We start from the raw sequence: 14,308 nt of genomic DNA on the forward strand, positions 1-14,308 counted from the left end.
TGAACGACTGCACTTACGATTTTAAGCCGGTCATGGCGATACCCTGGATGATATGACGTTGTGCAATGATATACACAATCAAGACTGGCAGGACCGCAATTACTGAACCAGCCATAACCATCGTCCATTCGGTCGCATACTGACCACGGAACTGATTAAGCATCAGGGGCACCGTGAATTTTTCGGAGGAGTTGAGCATGATCAGTGGAATAAAGAAACTGTTCCACTGGCCCAGGAACGAAAAGATACCCAGCGCGGATAATGGGGCACGCAGCAGAGGAAGGATAACGCGTAAATAAATCGTCCAACGATTCGCGCCATCTACAATAGCCGCCTCTTCCAGCTCGGGCGGAATACCCATTACGAACTGTCGCATCAAGAAGACACCAAAGGCACTAAACAGAGCCGGTGGCACAATCAGCGCCAGATGCGAATCCAGCCAGCCCAGGTTACGCATGGTGATAAAGATGGGGATAATTGTTAACTGGAACGGAATCATCATGGTAGCCAGGAACAATACAAAGATAATGTTCCGGCCTGGAAATTGGATACGGGCAAATGCATAACCGGCCATCGAGCAGGTCAGCAATTGACATGCAACCACAACTAACGCAATGTAGATGCTGTTAAAGTAAGCCAGGTTAAAGGGCAAAGCGCTCAATGAATCTGGATAGTTACTCCAGACAAAAGGATTGGGGATCCAGGTGGGGGGATCGCTAAACGCCTGGCTGGTATCTTTTAAGGAGGTCAATAACATCCAGATGAAGGGGGACACCATGATTAGCGCCCCGATTGTCAGCAGAGTATGAAGGATAATGGTAAAAGCACGATTACCAGCGCTAACCTTTTCTTCAGGCGCTTTCTCTGTCTGAACTACATGAGGGATGGCAGCCGTTTCAGTGTTGACTGTTTCTTGTAACATCTGCGTACTCCTATTTCTTACACTCGTGTCTATACATCATAGGTAACCCAGCGGCGCTGGAACCAGAGTTGTCCCATTGTCAGGACCATTAAGATTAAGAACAGGATCACCGCAGCCGAACTGGCTGAGCCAAACTGCGAGGTCTCAAAACCCAGGTGATAGATGTGATACACAATCGTATAACTATCTTTACCTGGACCACCCCCAGTCAACACAAATGCCTGATCAAAAACCTGGAAAGATGTGATAACGGAAAGCACACTGGTAAAGAAAATGGTTGGAGTAAGCATGGGCAATGTAATACGCCAGAAGAGCTGAAAACGATTGGCCCCATCAATGCGGGCGGCTTCAGCATATGTGGCTGGAATTCCCTGAAGGCCTGCAAGGAAGATGATCATGTTAAAACCCAGACCACCCCAGATGCTTAGCAACGCGATAGCTGGCAGAACATAATGGGAATCCGTCAACCATCCTGGTCCTGCGACATGGAACCAGTTCTTGAGGAGCACATTGATCAAACCATAATCGGTATTCAACAACCAGCCCCACATAACCGCAATCGCCACACTACTGGTAACAACCGGCATAAAGTAGATGACGCGATAAATTGTTTTACCACGCACATTATTGAGACCCAGCGCTACTAACAATGACGCAATGAGGCCACCCGGTACGGTTAGTATCGTGTAATAGAGGGTATTAACCAGGGCAGTGCGCAGATCAGGACTGTTGAACTGATCAACGTAGTTCTGTAGACCCACAAACGACATCGGGCCCAGACCATCCCAGTTATTGACACTATAAATGAAGACAGAAACGAGGGGATACAGCGCGAAAACAACCAGTCCAACAATTTGAGGTAAAATGAAGAAATAGCCCCAAAGAGCATCACTCATCTTTCTTCTTTGCTGGTTATTTTTCGATGTTTTCTGTTTCACACCCCCGAGAGAGCTAACTTGATATTCCATATCTCGTACCTTAACCCCTGTGTTTTCAAAAAGACTGCGAGGAAATGCAGCCTTTAGCGAAGATGGTCAGAGAAAATAGACTCGGCATTGAGCTACTTTCCCTGCCACCTTTACGAGGAATATGTATCGCTTGAAAACAAACTAGAAAGACTAATCCAATTTCTCCTGGCCAGCCTTAATGCGGGGATTAGCCATAGTAGCAACGCCAGCTAGCGCGGTCGTGATGTCTTTTCCTTGTAACCAGACTGGCTCTAATGCAGTCTTGATGTCATCAGATAGAGCTGCCGCACTACCTTCAGCCGGGAAGAGACCATAACCAATGTTACGCGCGTCAAGCAGATATTTCGCGTGGGCGGGGAGATTTCCTTCGGTGACTACTTTCTCAGTATCCGCTGACTTGATCGAAGGGACAGCATTACCACCACCACTGAGGCGGAATGTTTGGCCTTCAGCTGATACATAGTTGGTCAAGAAATCAAAGGCTTGATCCTGAAGCTTGGTCTTCTTGTTGATGACCATATATGCCAGTGCTACTGGAGCAGGAGCAATGGTACCGGTCGAAGAAGGGAAAGGTACACAGTCATACTGTAAGCCAGATGCGGTCTTAAATTCTGGCAGATCCCAACGACCAACCGAGATAAAGCCAACCTGGTTACCAATAAAGGCCAGATCAGAACCCTGACCCTTTGGCAGACTACCAGCATAAATCATAGTTTTCTTCTTGATCTGGTCGGCCATCCACTTAAAGGCTTCTAATGACTTGGGATCATCCTGAGCGATAAAGTTTCCATAACCATCCTGGTCATAGATCTTACCACCTTGAGTGGTACACCATGCATAGAACTGGAGCGACCAGGCCTCGAGGATAAAGCCCTGTTTACCATTTGCATGGATCTTCTCGATCATCTCCTGGAAGGCCGGCCGTGTCCACTTACCCTGTTCATACAGGTCAGTAGGCAGGGTCTTGATACCAGCATCATTCAAAACCTTTTTGTTGAACCAGAGCACCAAAGGATTACAGTCAACGGGAACACCATAAATCTTTCCGCTCTTTGTCTTTGCCGCACCCCAGAGTCCAGGCAGGTAGTCATCTGCCTTCGCTTTACTCTTCGAACTGGAAAGCAGGCTATTCAGCTCCATTACGGTCTTGTTAGCAACCAATTTCGCAATGTCGCCATCACCAACATAAAACGCGTCAGGAGCTACGCCGCCATTCAATGAGGTTGTGATTTTGGTAAAATAGTTGTTATTGGCGGAGGGAACGTAATCGTAGCGAACATTCGTTTTATGATCTTTGTTGTATTTTTCGGTGAACGCTTTAAAACGTGCTAATTCACCAGTGTTAGCCCAGTTCGACCACTTAATCGAAGCTGAACTGCCACCACTGCCAGAGTCGCCTCCACAAGCTGCAACAAAGGCCTCAACACTTGCCAGGGAAACACCGAGGGCTACTGCTCGACCCACAAATGCACGTCGCCCAATTCTACCAGCCAAAAAGTCGTGAACGAGGTTTTCTTGAGGATTCTCCATGATGATACCTTCCTTTATTCCACCTTTGGAACTAAGACACGCTGATGCTGAAAAAGCATCCAACTGATACCAGGATTAAGATAGAGATACAAACGATAATGTTGACATATAAGAGTATAAAAATACATCTGAGCTACAACTCAGATGTCAAACTCCTTTGAAACACGAGTTGCCTATAGCTAGAAATGGAAGTAGTCCTGTAACTACAATCACAGAGTAACTCGGTTTCCAGGAAAAGCCTTGTAAGCGATTCCATGTGTAGTATGGTCAACTATCAATTCGAAAACAATTTGTCGGTGTGTAAGTCAACAACATTGAAGTACAAGTGCACACACGACCTGACTTTTCCTAAAATGCTATCAAGTAGTTACGTACATACCATGCATTCTAGAAAACGTGTATGGGAAATTTATAACTGAAAAATTACTTTTTGTCAATATGAAGCAAACAGTATTTCATAAAGAATTGGCGAATTTTCACCCTCATTAAACGCTGAGGCGTAGTCTTTATTGAAAAATACAGTCCGACTACATATCACACAATGATATACGGCTATATACACAATAATCTCACAAAGGATTCCCATTATTGTGTATACATTTGTAAATCAATTTTAACAATGTTTTGTCAGCTTATCACTAAGACGATTTGAAGTGGATGTTTATGACAAAAAAGTTTAGCAAAACGTGGGTGTCATTCATCTTTCTACAACGACATGCATACATCGTGGACATGCTCAGGTACTTTGACACAGGGCGAGGAGACGCCGATCATGATCGTAAACAGGTGCTTTGACATAGGGCGAGGAGACGGCAACCCGCAAGGGGATTGCCGTCTCCTCGCCCCACATGAACGTCCCTCATCATGATCATGTTGGGGATGACCTATCGTGATGTGAGATGTATGCGGGGATGGGTCTATGGCTGCGCCTGCAAAAAAATGCATGGCACCCTGGCAACACAGGGCTTTTTAATTTTCCTCTTCCTGGCGCCTACGGCGCCGGAGTCTGGTGTGGTGTGTGTTCTGTGGGCGGCCGCGGCCGCCCACAGAACACACACCACACCAGAAATACTCTGTATATGATTTGCCTGACAGTTATTCCCGGCTGAAAATTAAAAAGCCCTGCTGACAACAGGCGTAACTTGACAGTGCAGTTAATCGCTGCTATCATAGGGTGGCGCAAATGACGAAGGTATCACTATGTCTAAACGCGCAATCACCCTCAAGAGCGACACACCGTATGTGTGGGTCAGCCCCCTACGCTGAATGGCACATATATCTACTGTGCTAGCATGTCAGCTTCGGCTAGACGCATCTTTTGAGCAAAAAACATAAGAGAGCATTCAGGACCAAGGAACTGTTCAGGACGGCGAACCACCCATGCCTCCTACGTATCCTCCTGAATCTATGCGTAGGGATTTTATAAGGAGAAAACAGCATGTTTGCAATTATCAAAAGTGGTGGACGGCAATACAAGGTTTCCGTAGGCGAGAAGCTTGAAGTAAACCGACTTGCAGTCGAAGATGGTGCCCAGCTTCGCATCGGCGAGGTCTTATTAATCGGTGGCGGCGATAAAACTTTTGTTGGTGCCCCTTTCATTGACAAAGCAGAGGTACTGGCAACCGTCGAGCGCCATTCCCGTGGCGAGAAATTGATTGTCTTCAAGTACAAATCTAAGAAGCGCTACCGCCATCGCCGTGGTCATCGCCAGGAACTTACTGTTCTGCGGATTGATGATATTCTTGCTGAGGGCAAGAGCCTGGTTTCAGACAAGAAAGATAAGTAGTAAGGCCTTGAGCCGTACATAACGGAGGAATTCTTTCATGGCACATAAAAAAGGTATGGGTAGCTCTCGTAATGGTCGAGATAGCAAACCTAAAATGCTGGGCGTCAAACGCTTTGATGGTCAGTTAGTTACAGCTGGCAGCATCATTGTACGTCAGCGTGGCACCAAGATCCGCCCGGGCGTTAATGTTGGCCTTGGCCGCGATCATACTCTGTTCGCACTCACACATGGCTATGTGAAATTCGGTCATGCGACCCGCGATCGCCGCTCGGTGAGCATCGTTAGCGAGTTCCCCGATCGCCCTTCTATCGCTGAACTGCTTGCAGGTCAAGAGGTAGCCGCGATCGCCGAATAAAACAGTATTCTAAGCATCAAAAAAAGAGTGGTTTTCTTTTTCAAAAAAGAAAACCACTCTTTTTTTGATGCCTGTCTCTCATATTTATGGGAATTATTCAGGACCTTTTCAGCATAAATGCTCTTGCTCTGCTGCGCAGAGCAAAAAAAGTTAAGAAGATGTGGCAGAAAAGTGGCGGCTCATCCGCCACTTTTCTGCCACATCTTCTTAACTTTTGGTCGATGCCTGCGACATTGACAGGTCTGAATAGTTACTATTTATGAGTATTTATGGGCTGAGACAATTTTGCGACAAGTATGTAACATATCCAAGACAAAATGGGGTTATAATTCGTTCTTGAAAGCAGGTAAACATTTAAATCCTTTTATATTTTATTGCACTTTTAATTAATGCGATGTTTATGTGTTTTCACTGCTATATTACACCTGCGGCGCGCGGGAGAAGATGAGAAACAAGGGAACATCCCTCGAACCCCGGCAAGGGGCTGGCTGCCCCTTGCCGGGGTTCGAGGGATGTTCCCTTGCAATCCCGCTTCCGTCGCGGGCACATCTAGCTCTATTCAATATGTTACAACTCGTTATTGCGGAAGGAATGGTAGAACATATGGTGTATCGGCCTCTTACAGAGCCAGAAACACAGGCTACCCGTATAGGTGCGCAACGTTCAGATGAGGTTGTGCTTAGAATCAATAATCTTAGCAAACAATATGGACAGCGTATGGCTGTCAATAACTTGAGTCTTGAACTCCATAAAGGTGACGTCTTTGGCTTCCTGGGTCCTAATGGGGCAGGAAAAACGACAACGATCCGTATGGTATTGGGATTAATCACACCGACTTCAGGCGATATCCAGATTCTGGGACGGGATCTTTCTAGTCATCGCGCTACTGTTCTGCCACGCGTTGGTGCATTGATTGAAACTCCTGCTCTCTATCTCTACATGTCTGGCCGCGATAATCTGCGGGCCGTTGGTTCTGTGCTGGGCGGCGTCTCTAACCACCGTATTGATGAGATCCTGGAACTGGTTGGATTGACCGGCCGCCAGAAGGATCGAGTGCGTACCTATTCTCTCGGTATGAAGCAGCGCCTTGGTATCGCCGTCTCATTGCTACAGGATCCAGACCTGGTCATCCTCGATGAACCAGCTAATGGACTGGATCCAGCGGGTATTGTTGAGATGCGCGATCTGATGCATCGCCTCTCATCAGAAGGCAAGACGGTCCTGATTTCAAGCCATCTACTCACAGAGGTACAACAGATCTGTAGCCGCGTGGCGATCATTGCGCAGGGCTCACTAGTCAAAGAGACCACGATTGAGAATCTCATCAAGGGAGAGGGCGAATTCAGTGTACACCTGGAAAAGGCCCAGGAGGCTCTGGCATTGGTCCAGCGTCAGCCATGGGGTAAAGAGGCACAGATAAATGCCGAAGGAGCACTGGTCACCCTGGCACCTGATGGTCTGGGACGCAACCTCAATCTTTTCCTGGTGCAGGCAGGCTTTGTGCCAGATACCTTAACACCAGCCACAAAAGATCTGGAGAAGATCTTCCTTGAATTAACCCATAGCGACTCAGGAGAGATACATTGAGTACAGCAATCGTAACGAGCGAGGCAGAAAGAGCACAATTACGCGCCTCTACCCAGAGCTTTTTTGGTATTGTACGCGGCGAATTATTAAAGATGTCGCGCCGCTGGTCCACTTGGATTCCACTCGTTCTGGTGCTACTCTTCATCAGCGCAGGGATGTTAATACGCTTGTTGACAAATGGCAACTTTAACGAAACCATCGCTCAGCATCCACTGGATATTATGTATTCAGAGATGAATAACGGCCTGGCTCTGATCCGAATTTTTACTGGCCTCTACTTCCTAGTCCTGGTGGCCTATGTGATCGGACTTGAATATCAGATGGGCACGATCCGTATCCTGGTAGCACGTGGCGTTGGTAAATTAACCTTGCTGGCAGCCAAGGTGACCAGTGTCGCGATTGCGGCCCTGCTGGTAATGCTCCTGAGTGCTGTGGTGGTGGTCATCTGTATTTGCATCCTCCTGCTGGCTAAAGCTGGCAATCTAGATGCGTTTAAAGCCCTCACCGGACAATTCTGGGCCGATACCGGCACCTATACACTTACCGTACTGGTCAGTGCGGCAGTCACCATTCTGTTAGGTACCGCCTTTAGCATGCTGGGTCGCTCATTAACCATCGGCTTAAGCGCCGGCCTGGCCTGGTTTCCGGTCGACAATATCGGCGCGCAATTTTTACAGCTGGCCTATCTGATTACCAAAAACGACTTCTGGAAAAATGTCACCGCCTACTTCCTTGGCCCTAACTTAAATACCATGGCCGCCCAGGTTCTACCCGCAAAGCTAGGCTTTAATAGCGCGGGTATTGCTCCTCTGGTCAAGGTAGATGGTGCCCACACACTCTGGGTCGCGCTGGTATATGCCGCTTTCTTCCTGGTAGTCTCAGTGGTTCTTACCTGGAGACGCGATATTAAAGAGTAAACTGGTTCCTGCGAAATGCCCAACAAAAAAGCACGATGGCCACTTAGTCTAAACCGAGCCGGCCATCGTGCTTTTTTCAATAGATCTAAAAGGAAAAACTCATTTTAGCTTTGCTTTTCTGATCCTGATTACTATTACCAGTGTGCTGCTGGTTGTTTATGTTCTTATTTACATTCTGTTGATTCTGGTTGTTGTTACCAGTGTTCTGCTGATTCCGGGTATTATTATCAGCGTTCTGTTGATTGTTTCCGTTCTTGCCAGTATGCTGCTGGTTTTGCGTGTTATTACCAGCCTTCTGGCCGTTTTCCTGCTTAGTCTGTTTGTCTTGCTGCTGTTTTTTTACCGGTTTAGCCACACCCAGAGATGCATTCACGGTGATATTGCCTTGCGTGCGCAGCTTGATTGGACTTTTTAACTTTAGCAATGTCTGACAATTCAAGCCATTCTCACCCCAGCTACCATTGAAGCGCTGTGCCAGAAAGCTAAAGAGATTGTTCGCTACAGCTACATCTGCCGAAGGCTTGACGACGGTAAAGCTGCGATCAGCGAAGATGCGTGCAGGAGCATTGTCGAGAAAATTCTGACAATAGGTGCTGGTATCTGCTTCCGCAGTACTTCCTACCTGTGGCTGATTAACGCCTGCGCGATAGAGATTGAGTTTGCTCAGGCTCAGTTTATCATCTACTTTAGCCATAGGATCCCCGGCTGGCACCAGAGCCATCGGAGCAGCCTGATGGGCGGCAGCCTGTAACTCATTCAACGGTAAGGCGGTGACATTGTGACCAGGATTCGCCAGATCGGGGGCGGACCAGGATGTACAATTGAGGGCGCTATCCAATCCGAGCGAGAGCAGGCGATTATCACTCCCATTCACTTGAAGTTTTGCGGCTGTCAACTTAGCAGCGTTGGCTGCAGTATTCTGAGCCATACGACCGGTGTTCTGGTCTATCAGGTATTCAGAATTTACGTTATCGCTCTGGTCCATATCGATTAAACCGAAGTCTCGTACCGTAGGGCAGGTCATCCCGTCATTAGCCATACCGATTCCTGGTACAGTTAGCTTACCAGCGCTAATGGCCTGGTTGGCGGCACTAAAAAATTGTGGTGCATTACAATAGGCGAACTGACCAAACACCGATTTACCCAGGCCATTAACACAATTACTGGCCGCTAAATTCTGGGTATCGCCTTTAAGCGTCAGGTTCTCGCCATTAAAGCCAAACCAGAGTCCAACGACGGCTCCCTGAGGAAGTTTAGGCACCACCGGAGCAATCGCTGGCCGATCACCACGGTCCACCACCAGTGGGTTGTAAATAGAGATCTGGTTGGTTTGAGGATCAAAGATAGCCCCCTGAACAAAGGCAGCCTGCTTGACACGATCTTCATGACATTTACCCTTGCCCCGTTTGGTAGCGACCAGTTGATATGGCGTGGCCAGACCTGCGGCCGTCAAGGGATTTGGTGGCACGATCAACGAACAATCCATATTCTGGTCAGGGGTCTCTTTTGCCTGTGATTGCGTTGAAGGACGCAAGAAAAGGAAAGCGCCTGCTCCCAGGATAATGATCAGGCTGAACAACGATCCCAGGATCAAAAACGGTGAAAAACGACGCCGTTTGGGAGACATAATATTGCTCCGGTAGCGTGTATCCGGTGCTTGCTTAAAAAACATCTGCATACGCGGTACTCTCTTCTATCCAGGATTAGCCTGGTGATTGTGCTGACGCATCCCTGCGATAGAAGATAGAGCCGCATGACACTGCCATCCGCTTTGCAGATTGTCACGCCTGGCTCTGCTCAAAATAAAGGCAGTTCCAGTTGAGATACTGTGAAACTGATCTAGTTATTTTTAATATTTTTGAGACACAATAGTTAAAAATGATACATTCACGAAAGTGATCATAGCACAACCACAAATGAGTGCAAACGCCGAGAGGAATTTATTAGTACTTTCCTACTAAATACTCCAAAAAGGCTATCTTTTACGGGCGAGGAAAAGGACCTCAACGAGCACCATGGCGATCACAATGATCAGTGCGGTCAGGGGATTCCAGCTGTGCAGGGAGAGCAGGATCAGATTGGCGAGGACGATAAAAGAGAGCAAGATGGCCTGGCGTAGGGCTTGCCGCTTAGTCGCACGATAACGGCGGGTGAAGAGGAGACGTTGGCCCAGGGAATAAGCTAATGGAAAAAAAGTGCTCAGTAGCGCAATAGTGAGCAGCAAAAAGAAAGCCAGAATCGGTAATGGGGCCGAGGGCGGGACAAAATAGGTAAACAGAAACAGACCGCCCCAGGCCAGTGGGGCGATCAGAGAAACGATGGAAAACCACGAAAGTCTTTTCATACACATCCGAACTAACGTAACAGATTAAAGCCCCGGTTCCCGTTTAATGGCGCATCCGAGCGACGACGGCTCTCCGGAGTATCTTTATTGAAGTACTGCTGCCAGAGATCTGGTGCATCCTTACTTTCACCACCATGCTGGGTGTAACGGGTACGCACACGACAAATAACTGGTGTATTGACCGCCGCTCCAGCTACAATCACCTGACCTTTAGAGAGCGCGGGCAAATTATTCAGCAGATCACGGCCAACACCTTCGATGGCTGCGGCTACACTCTTCTGGTCGATCTCGTTTACAATACGCATAATACATTGTGTCTGGCACTGACTCAATACGTCTGCATCCAGTTTACCAGGACGCTGACTGATCAAGCCCACACCAATACCAAATTTACGTCCTTCAGCCAGCACTTGTTTGAGAATGCCCGTCGAAACAACTTCTGTACCACCAGGAGCAAAGTGATGGGCCTCTTCTATCAATACAAACACGGGATATGGCAGATAGGATTCGCCTGAATGCACTTTGCCGCGCTCGGTATCCATACGAGCCTGGTTGAGGCGGCGCAACAGGGTCGCGACGACCACTTGCTGATCACGCTCATCAATCTCATTCAACTGCAAGACCGTACATTGGCCTGGACGAAAAATTTCTGGTAGATCCAGATGCTGGGTATCATCAAAGGTGAAGCTATGCTCAAAGCGCTGCTCAACACGCCAGGTCAAAGCATGGACTGTGCTAGAGTCGTCGGCTCCCTCACTATCCTCATCGTTTTTCTGGCGCGAGACAGACTTGATCGCCTGCTTGAGATCTGCGACCCCCCAGGGATGGCTACGCTTGGTCTCATGGACCTTACGCAGGGCTCGACTCAGCAGATATTGCTGTTTCTCAGTCATTTCCGGCAGCAGTTGACGCATATCACCAATATTTAAGGTTGAGATACGCACCTTCACTTGATCCGGTTTATAGACCTGCACTTGGGCTCGATAGCCACGACCACTCCCATCACTATCCTCAGAAAACTGCGGATAATTCGCCAGCTGATCCAACGTCCCATACTCACCATGAGGATCAACAATCATCACACAGGCCTTATTCTGGGCCTTCATCAGTTCTTCAATCACCACACTGGCCAGATAGCTTTTACCAGCACCTGTGCTGGCGATAATCGCCATATGGGTACTAACCAGGTCCTTTACCGACAACACAACCGGCACGGCATTAGGGGCACGTGTCAAAAGAGATCCAATGGTGGCGGAGCCAGGCGCCATATCCTGTTTGCGGCTCAAGATCTGCGTCAGCATAGCATCATCCGCCAGATAAATCTGCTTACCTGATTGGGGCGGAATCCAGGGATTGATAAACGAGCCGGTCACAGCATCATAATAGCCCATGATTGCGACATGCAATTCAAAGAGCTCATTGGTGCGGGAATTATAGCCGACCATCGCCGCCACTTCGGCTGGCGGAATCTCTGGCTCACCTAAAAAGGTATCGGGATAAAGCTGTACGGGCACACGCTTAATGACACGACCCAGCACACGGCGAATCGGAATTGGGCCAGTGTTATTGTTCAAAGCAACCACATCGGGATCGTTCAGTTCATAATAGACATATTCGCCATTTTTGAGTACCTGCTGATCATCGCGCGACACAAAGGTAAACTCATGGGTCGCCTCGCCAGGCCCTTTCGTAATACCAACTGGCCGACGGTAAGCGGGTTGAGTAGGAGACTCCAGCATTGATTCATCTAACATAGTTGGGCACCTCCGCTACCCGGTAGTTTCCACTTTTAGTCGCCAGGCAAAGTTGCGTTTGACAATGGAGAGTAGCGCGAGATTCTGAGGAAATAAGCGCTCCAATTGATCAATGATGCGTAACGTCACCATGGGTAGCAGGCTACTGCGCTGCGCGATAATATGCGGAACATAACCCATATGCAAATATGGAGATTGACTATCGGGACCACCCGCGGGATCGGCGAAGAAATGGAAGGTACGCACCTCTTCGTCCGTCATGGTCTCAATCTCGCTATCCAATTCCAATGACAGCAGTGGCACACCATGCATAACTGACAGGATCTCTGGCTCACTGCCAAACACTGAACGCTCCTCCATCATGCCTAAAATCATGACATAGGTCAGCACAGCCTTTTCAGAAATGTAGTCGGGCGAGAACAATTCTACCTGTGTCTCATTTGAGAGGCGCGGCCCAAGGGCACCAAAGGCAGGATTCTGCAAAATCGTATCATAAATCACACCGACCGCATATGTAATTGGCTCACGGCTCTGTCCCAGAGCCTCATCTAAGAGCGCATCCGGATCATCCGAGCGCTCAGAACGAACAGCAATACGTACAAAACGGCCAAAGGCATAATCCGCCGGGCCGGGCTGAATATCAGCCTCACGGGGGCCAAAAATTTGACAGACATAGTTAATATGCGAGTCTGATTTGACTATTTTCCCGATTTTCATTACTCAACCTCTCGGGGGATACTATAAAGAAAGCCAGTCTTTTGAATGCATCCCTTTCCACAACATCCGTACAGCAGCATGCACTATGACTAACGCATCGCGTTGTTTAGACCCCGCCAGACGAGAAAGAACAGACAGGTCTATGTTACAATCCCCAAAAAACAACGCTTAGAACAAATGGTTTGGCGGCATTATAACACAGAGATTGAATTTTGTGCGCTTCTTACCGCTAACAGTGGTACCTCTGCGAAGCCTCTGCAAAAAAAGAAGTCGTTTTCACAGCTTGCTTCTTTCGGATGATCAGTTTATTATCTACAATATTTATACTGGTAACTATTTAAAAAAGGAAAGGTTGGGATAAACTATGCCAAATTCATCCTCGGATCAAGAGCAGGAGCGTAAAATTCCTCGGAAACCACCTGAGGTAGATAAGTTTGTAGATACTTTTTTGTCCACCGCTTGTGATACCAGTCGGCGCTACATCTTAGAATTGCTGGCACTATCAAATGATAATGATGATGATGCGAATATACCAGAAATGCGGTCAGGCGAGATTGCTAAAGCCATCGGATTGTCGGCAGCCACTACGTCGGAACATTTACGCCAATTAATGGACACAGGCTTGATTACTTCAAGACGTGATGGAAATATAGTCTATTATCGCCTATGCAACCATAAACTGGTCCAGGCTTTCCAGGATTTACTGCAAGCACTTTACCATGACTATGATTTTAGGAAAGATCAATAAGCAGGGGCAGATAGCAAGCATATTCCCATCCGTTTACAAGCGCATACAAGTCTATCTATGACACAAGATTTTCAATGGCCTGCAAAAATTCATCCAGATCAATGGGCTTATTCATGCCCTGGATCTTACGCTTATTAAGTTCATGACGTGGTAAATGAGCACTCATCATTAAAACGGGCACATGCTCAAGATCCGGGATACTATGTAATTGATCGTAAAGCTCAATGCCGTTCATCCCTGGCAGCTGGTAGTCCAGAATAAAGAGGTTGGGTTTGATGCCCTTGATGATTTGTAGGGCTTGGAAGCCATCTGGGGCCAGGCTTACAAGAAAAGATGTTTCCTGAGTGATTGCTTGCTGTAATACTTCACCTATATTGATATCATCTTCAACCAGTAAGATAATTTTTGCGCCTGATGGGGTTTGTTCGTTATTGTGTATTTTTGACGCTTCGTCGTGAGCCATTCATTGCTCCATATAATTGCTCAAATTCAACAAAAAGATTTATTGGCAATTTCGGCCTTCAACGAAATTGCACTTAGAATATACCATGTTTTGCCTGAGAAAGATAGTTTCTTTTGTTTACACTATAAAGGGATGTCTCTGTTTGTTTGATGTGATACGTATACTAACATAAGTATAGTGATACGATTAAGGTGTACATTTAAGCTATGCGCATTTT

The 14,308-nt window shown here is 47.5% G+C and carries 13 protein-coding genes; 5 read left to right on the plus strand and 8 right to left on the minus strand.

What is annotated here, in order from left to right; translation table 11 throughout:
• Positions 1-13: 13 nt before the first annotated feature.
• The 3 genes from EL633_RS07485 to EL633_RS07495 form a co-directional block, all read right to left on the minus strand.
• Complete coding sequence (locus EL633_RS07485) at positions 14-922, minus strand: carbohydrate ABC transporter permease (protein WP_126626590.1); 909 nt, start codon at positions 920-922, stop codon at positions 14-16.
• A gap of 29 nt (positions 923-951) precedes the next feature.
• A complete protein-coding gene (locus EL633_RS07490; RefSeq protein ID WP_246039100.1) occupies positions 952-1,818 on the minus strand; it encodes a carbohydrate ABC transporter permease in 867 nt (288 codons plus the stop codon).
• A gap of 222 nt (positions 1,819-2,040) precedes the next feature.
• Positions 2,041-3,420, minus strand: coding sequence for an extracellular solute-binding protein (locus EL633_RS07495; RefSeq protein WP_126626592.1), 1,380 nt, complete (start codon positions 3,418-3,420; stop codon positions 2,041-2,043).
• Between the two features lie 1,438 nt (positions 3,421-4,858).
• Between EL633_RS07495 and rplU the strand changes: the two genes are divergently transcribed.
• The 4 genes from rplU (at position 4,859) to EL633_RS07515 (ending at position 8,065) form a co-directional block, all read left to right on the plus strand.
• The gene (gene rplU, locus EL633_RS07500; RefSeq protein WP_126626593.1) at positions 4,859-5,206 is read left to right on the plus strand and encodes a 50S ribosomal protein L21; all 348 of its coding nucleotides are present in this window, start codon (positions 4,859-4,861) and stop codon (positions 5,204-5,206) included.
• A 37-nt stretch (positions 5,207-5,243) separates the two neighbouring features.
• Positions 5,244-5,561, plus strand: a complete 318-nt coding sequence (gene rpmA, locus EL633_RS07505; RefSeq protein ID WP_126626594.1) for a 50S ribosomal protein L27 — start codon at positions 5,244-5,246, stop codon at positions 5,559-5,561.
• Between the two features lie 603 nt (positions 5,562-6,164).
• On the plus strand, positions 6,165-7,148 hold the full coding sequence (locus EL633_RS07510; RefSeq protein WP_161982018.1) for an ABC transporter ATP-binding protein: 984 nt from the start codon (positions 6,165-6,167) through the stop codon (positions 7,146-7,148).
• Positions 7,145-8,065 carry an ABC transporter permease gene (locus tag EL633_RS07515; protein ID WP_126626596.1) on the plus strand — a complete coding sequence of 307 codons (921 nt, stop codon included), beginning with the start codon at positions 7,145-7,147 and terminating at the stop codon, positions 8,063-8,065. Before EL633_RS07510 ends, EL633_RS07515 begins: the two co-directional genes overlap by 4 nt.
• An 85-nt stretch (positions 8,066-8,150) precedes the next feature.
• Here the strand turns inward: EL633_RS07515 and EL633_RS07520 are convergent, their stop codons facing one another.
• The 4 genes from EL633_RS07520 to EL633_RS07535 all read right to left on the minus strand — a co-directional run bounded on the left by EL633_RS07520 (position 8,151) and on the right by EL633_RS07535 (position 12,880).
• Positions 8,151-9,743 (minus strand): hypothetical protein, encoded by a 1,593-nt coding sequence (locus tag EL633_RS07520; protein ID WP_126626597.1) that lies wholly within the window; start codon positions 9,741-9,743, stop codon positions 8,151-8,153.
• Between the two features lie 297 nt (positions 9,744-10,040).
• Positions 10,041-10,409, minus strand: coding sequence for a hypothetical protein (locus tag EL633_RS07525; protein ID WP_126626598.1), 369 nt, complete (start codon positions 10,407-10,409; stop codon positions 10,041-10,043).
• 11 nt (positions 10,410-10,420) lie between these two features.
• Positions 10,421-12,163 (minus strand): ATP-binding protein, encoded by a 1,743-nt coding sequence (locus tag EL633_RS07530; RefSeq protein ID WP_246039101.1) that lies wholly within the window; start codon positions 12,161-12,163, stop codon positions 10,421-10,423.
• Between the two features lie 15 nt (positions 12,164-12,178).
• A complete protein-coding gene (locus EL633_RS07535) occupies positions 12,179-12,880 on the minus strand; it encodes a DUF8166 family protein (RefSeq protein ID WP_126626599.1) in 702 nt (233 codons plus the stop codon).
• 364 nt (positions 12,881-13,244) lie between these two features.
• Between EL633_RS07535 and EL633_RS07540 the strand changes: the two genes are divergently transcribed.
• Entirely contained in the window at positions 13,245-13,628 is a 384-nt protein-coding gene (locus tag EL633_RS07540) for an ArsR/SmtB family transcription factor (protein WP_126626600.1), read from the plus strand.
• A 55-nt stretch (positions 13,629-13,683) separates the two neighbouring features.
• Here EL633_RS07540 and EL633_RS07545 read toward each other — a convergent pair whose 3' ends face one another.
• Entirely contained in the window at positions 13,684-14,091 is a 408-nt protein-coding gene (locus tag EL633_RS07545) for a response regulator (protein WP_126626601.1), read from the minus strand.
• Between the last annotated feature and the right edge of the window lie 217 nt (positions 14,092-14,308).

Origin of the sequence: Dictyobacter alpinus (assembly GCF_003967575.1) — a bacterium.
Lineage (GTDB): Bacteria > Chloroflexota > Ktedonobacteria > Ktedonobacterales > Ktedonobacteraceae > Dictyobacter > Dictyobacter alpinus.

What these genes read in the sequence shown, in the direction of transcription:
- rplU (WP_126626593.1), top strand. Translation starts at nt 4,859, where the DNA reads ATGTTTGCAATTATCAAAAGTGGTGGACGGCAATACAAGGTTTCCGTA.
- EL633_RS07520 (WP_126626597.1), bottom strand. Translation starts at nt 9,743, where the DNA reads ATGCAGATGTTTTTTAAGCAAGCACCGGATACACGCTACCGGAGCAAT.
- EL633_RS07495 (WP_126626592.1), bottom strand. Translation starts at nt 3,420, where the DNA reads ATGGAGAATCCTCAAGAAAACCTCGTTCACGACTTTTTGGCTGGTAGA.
- EL633_RS07530 (WP_246039101.1), bottom strand. Translation starts at nt 12,163, where the DNA reads ATGTTAGATGAATCAATGCTGGAGTCTCCTACTCAACCCGCTTACCGT.
- EL633_RS07485 (WP_126626590.1), bottom strand. Translation starts at nt 922, where the DNA reads ATGTTACAAGAAACAGTCAACACTGAAACGGCTGCCATCCCTCATGTA.
- EL633_RS07545 (WP_126626601.1), bottom strand. Translation starts at nt 14,091, where the DNA reads ATGGCTCACGACGAAGCGTCAAAAATACACAATAACGAACAAACCCCA.
- EL633_RS07535 (WP_126626599.1), bottom strand. Translation starts at nt 12,880, where the DNA reads ATGAAAATCGGGAAAATAGTCAAATCAGACTCGCATATTAACTATGTC.
- rpmA (WP_126626594.1), top strand. Translation starts at nt 5,244, where the DNA reads ATGGCACATAAAAAAGGTATGGGTAGCTCTCGTAATGGTCGAGATAGC.
- EL633_RS07510 (WP_161982018.1), top strand. Translation starts at nt 6,165, where the DNA reads ATGGTGTATCGGCCTCTTACAGAGCCAGAAACACAGGCTACCCGTATA.
- EL633_RS07540 (WP_126626600.1), top strand. Translation starts at nt 13,245, where the DNA reads ATGCCAAATTCATCCTCGGATCAAGAGCAGGAGCGTAAAATTCCTCGG.
- EL633_RS07490 (WP_246039100.1), bottom strand. Translation starts at nt 1,818, where the DNA reads ATGAGTGATGCTCTTTGGGGCTATTTCTTCATTTTACCTCAAATTGTT.
- EL633_RS07525 (WP_126626598.1), bottom strand. Translation starts at nt 10,409, where the DNA reads ATGAAAAGACTTTCGTGGTTTTCCATCGTTTCTCTGATCGCCCCACTG.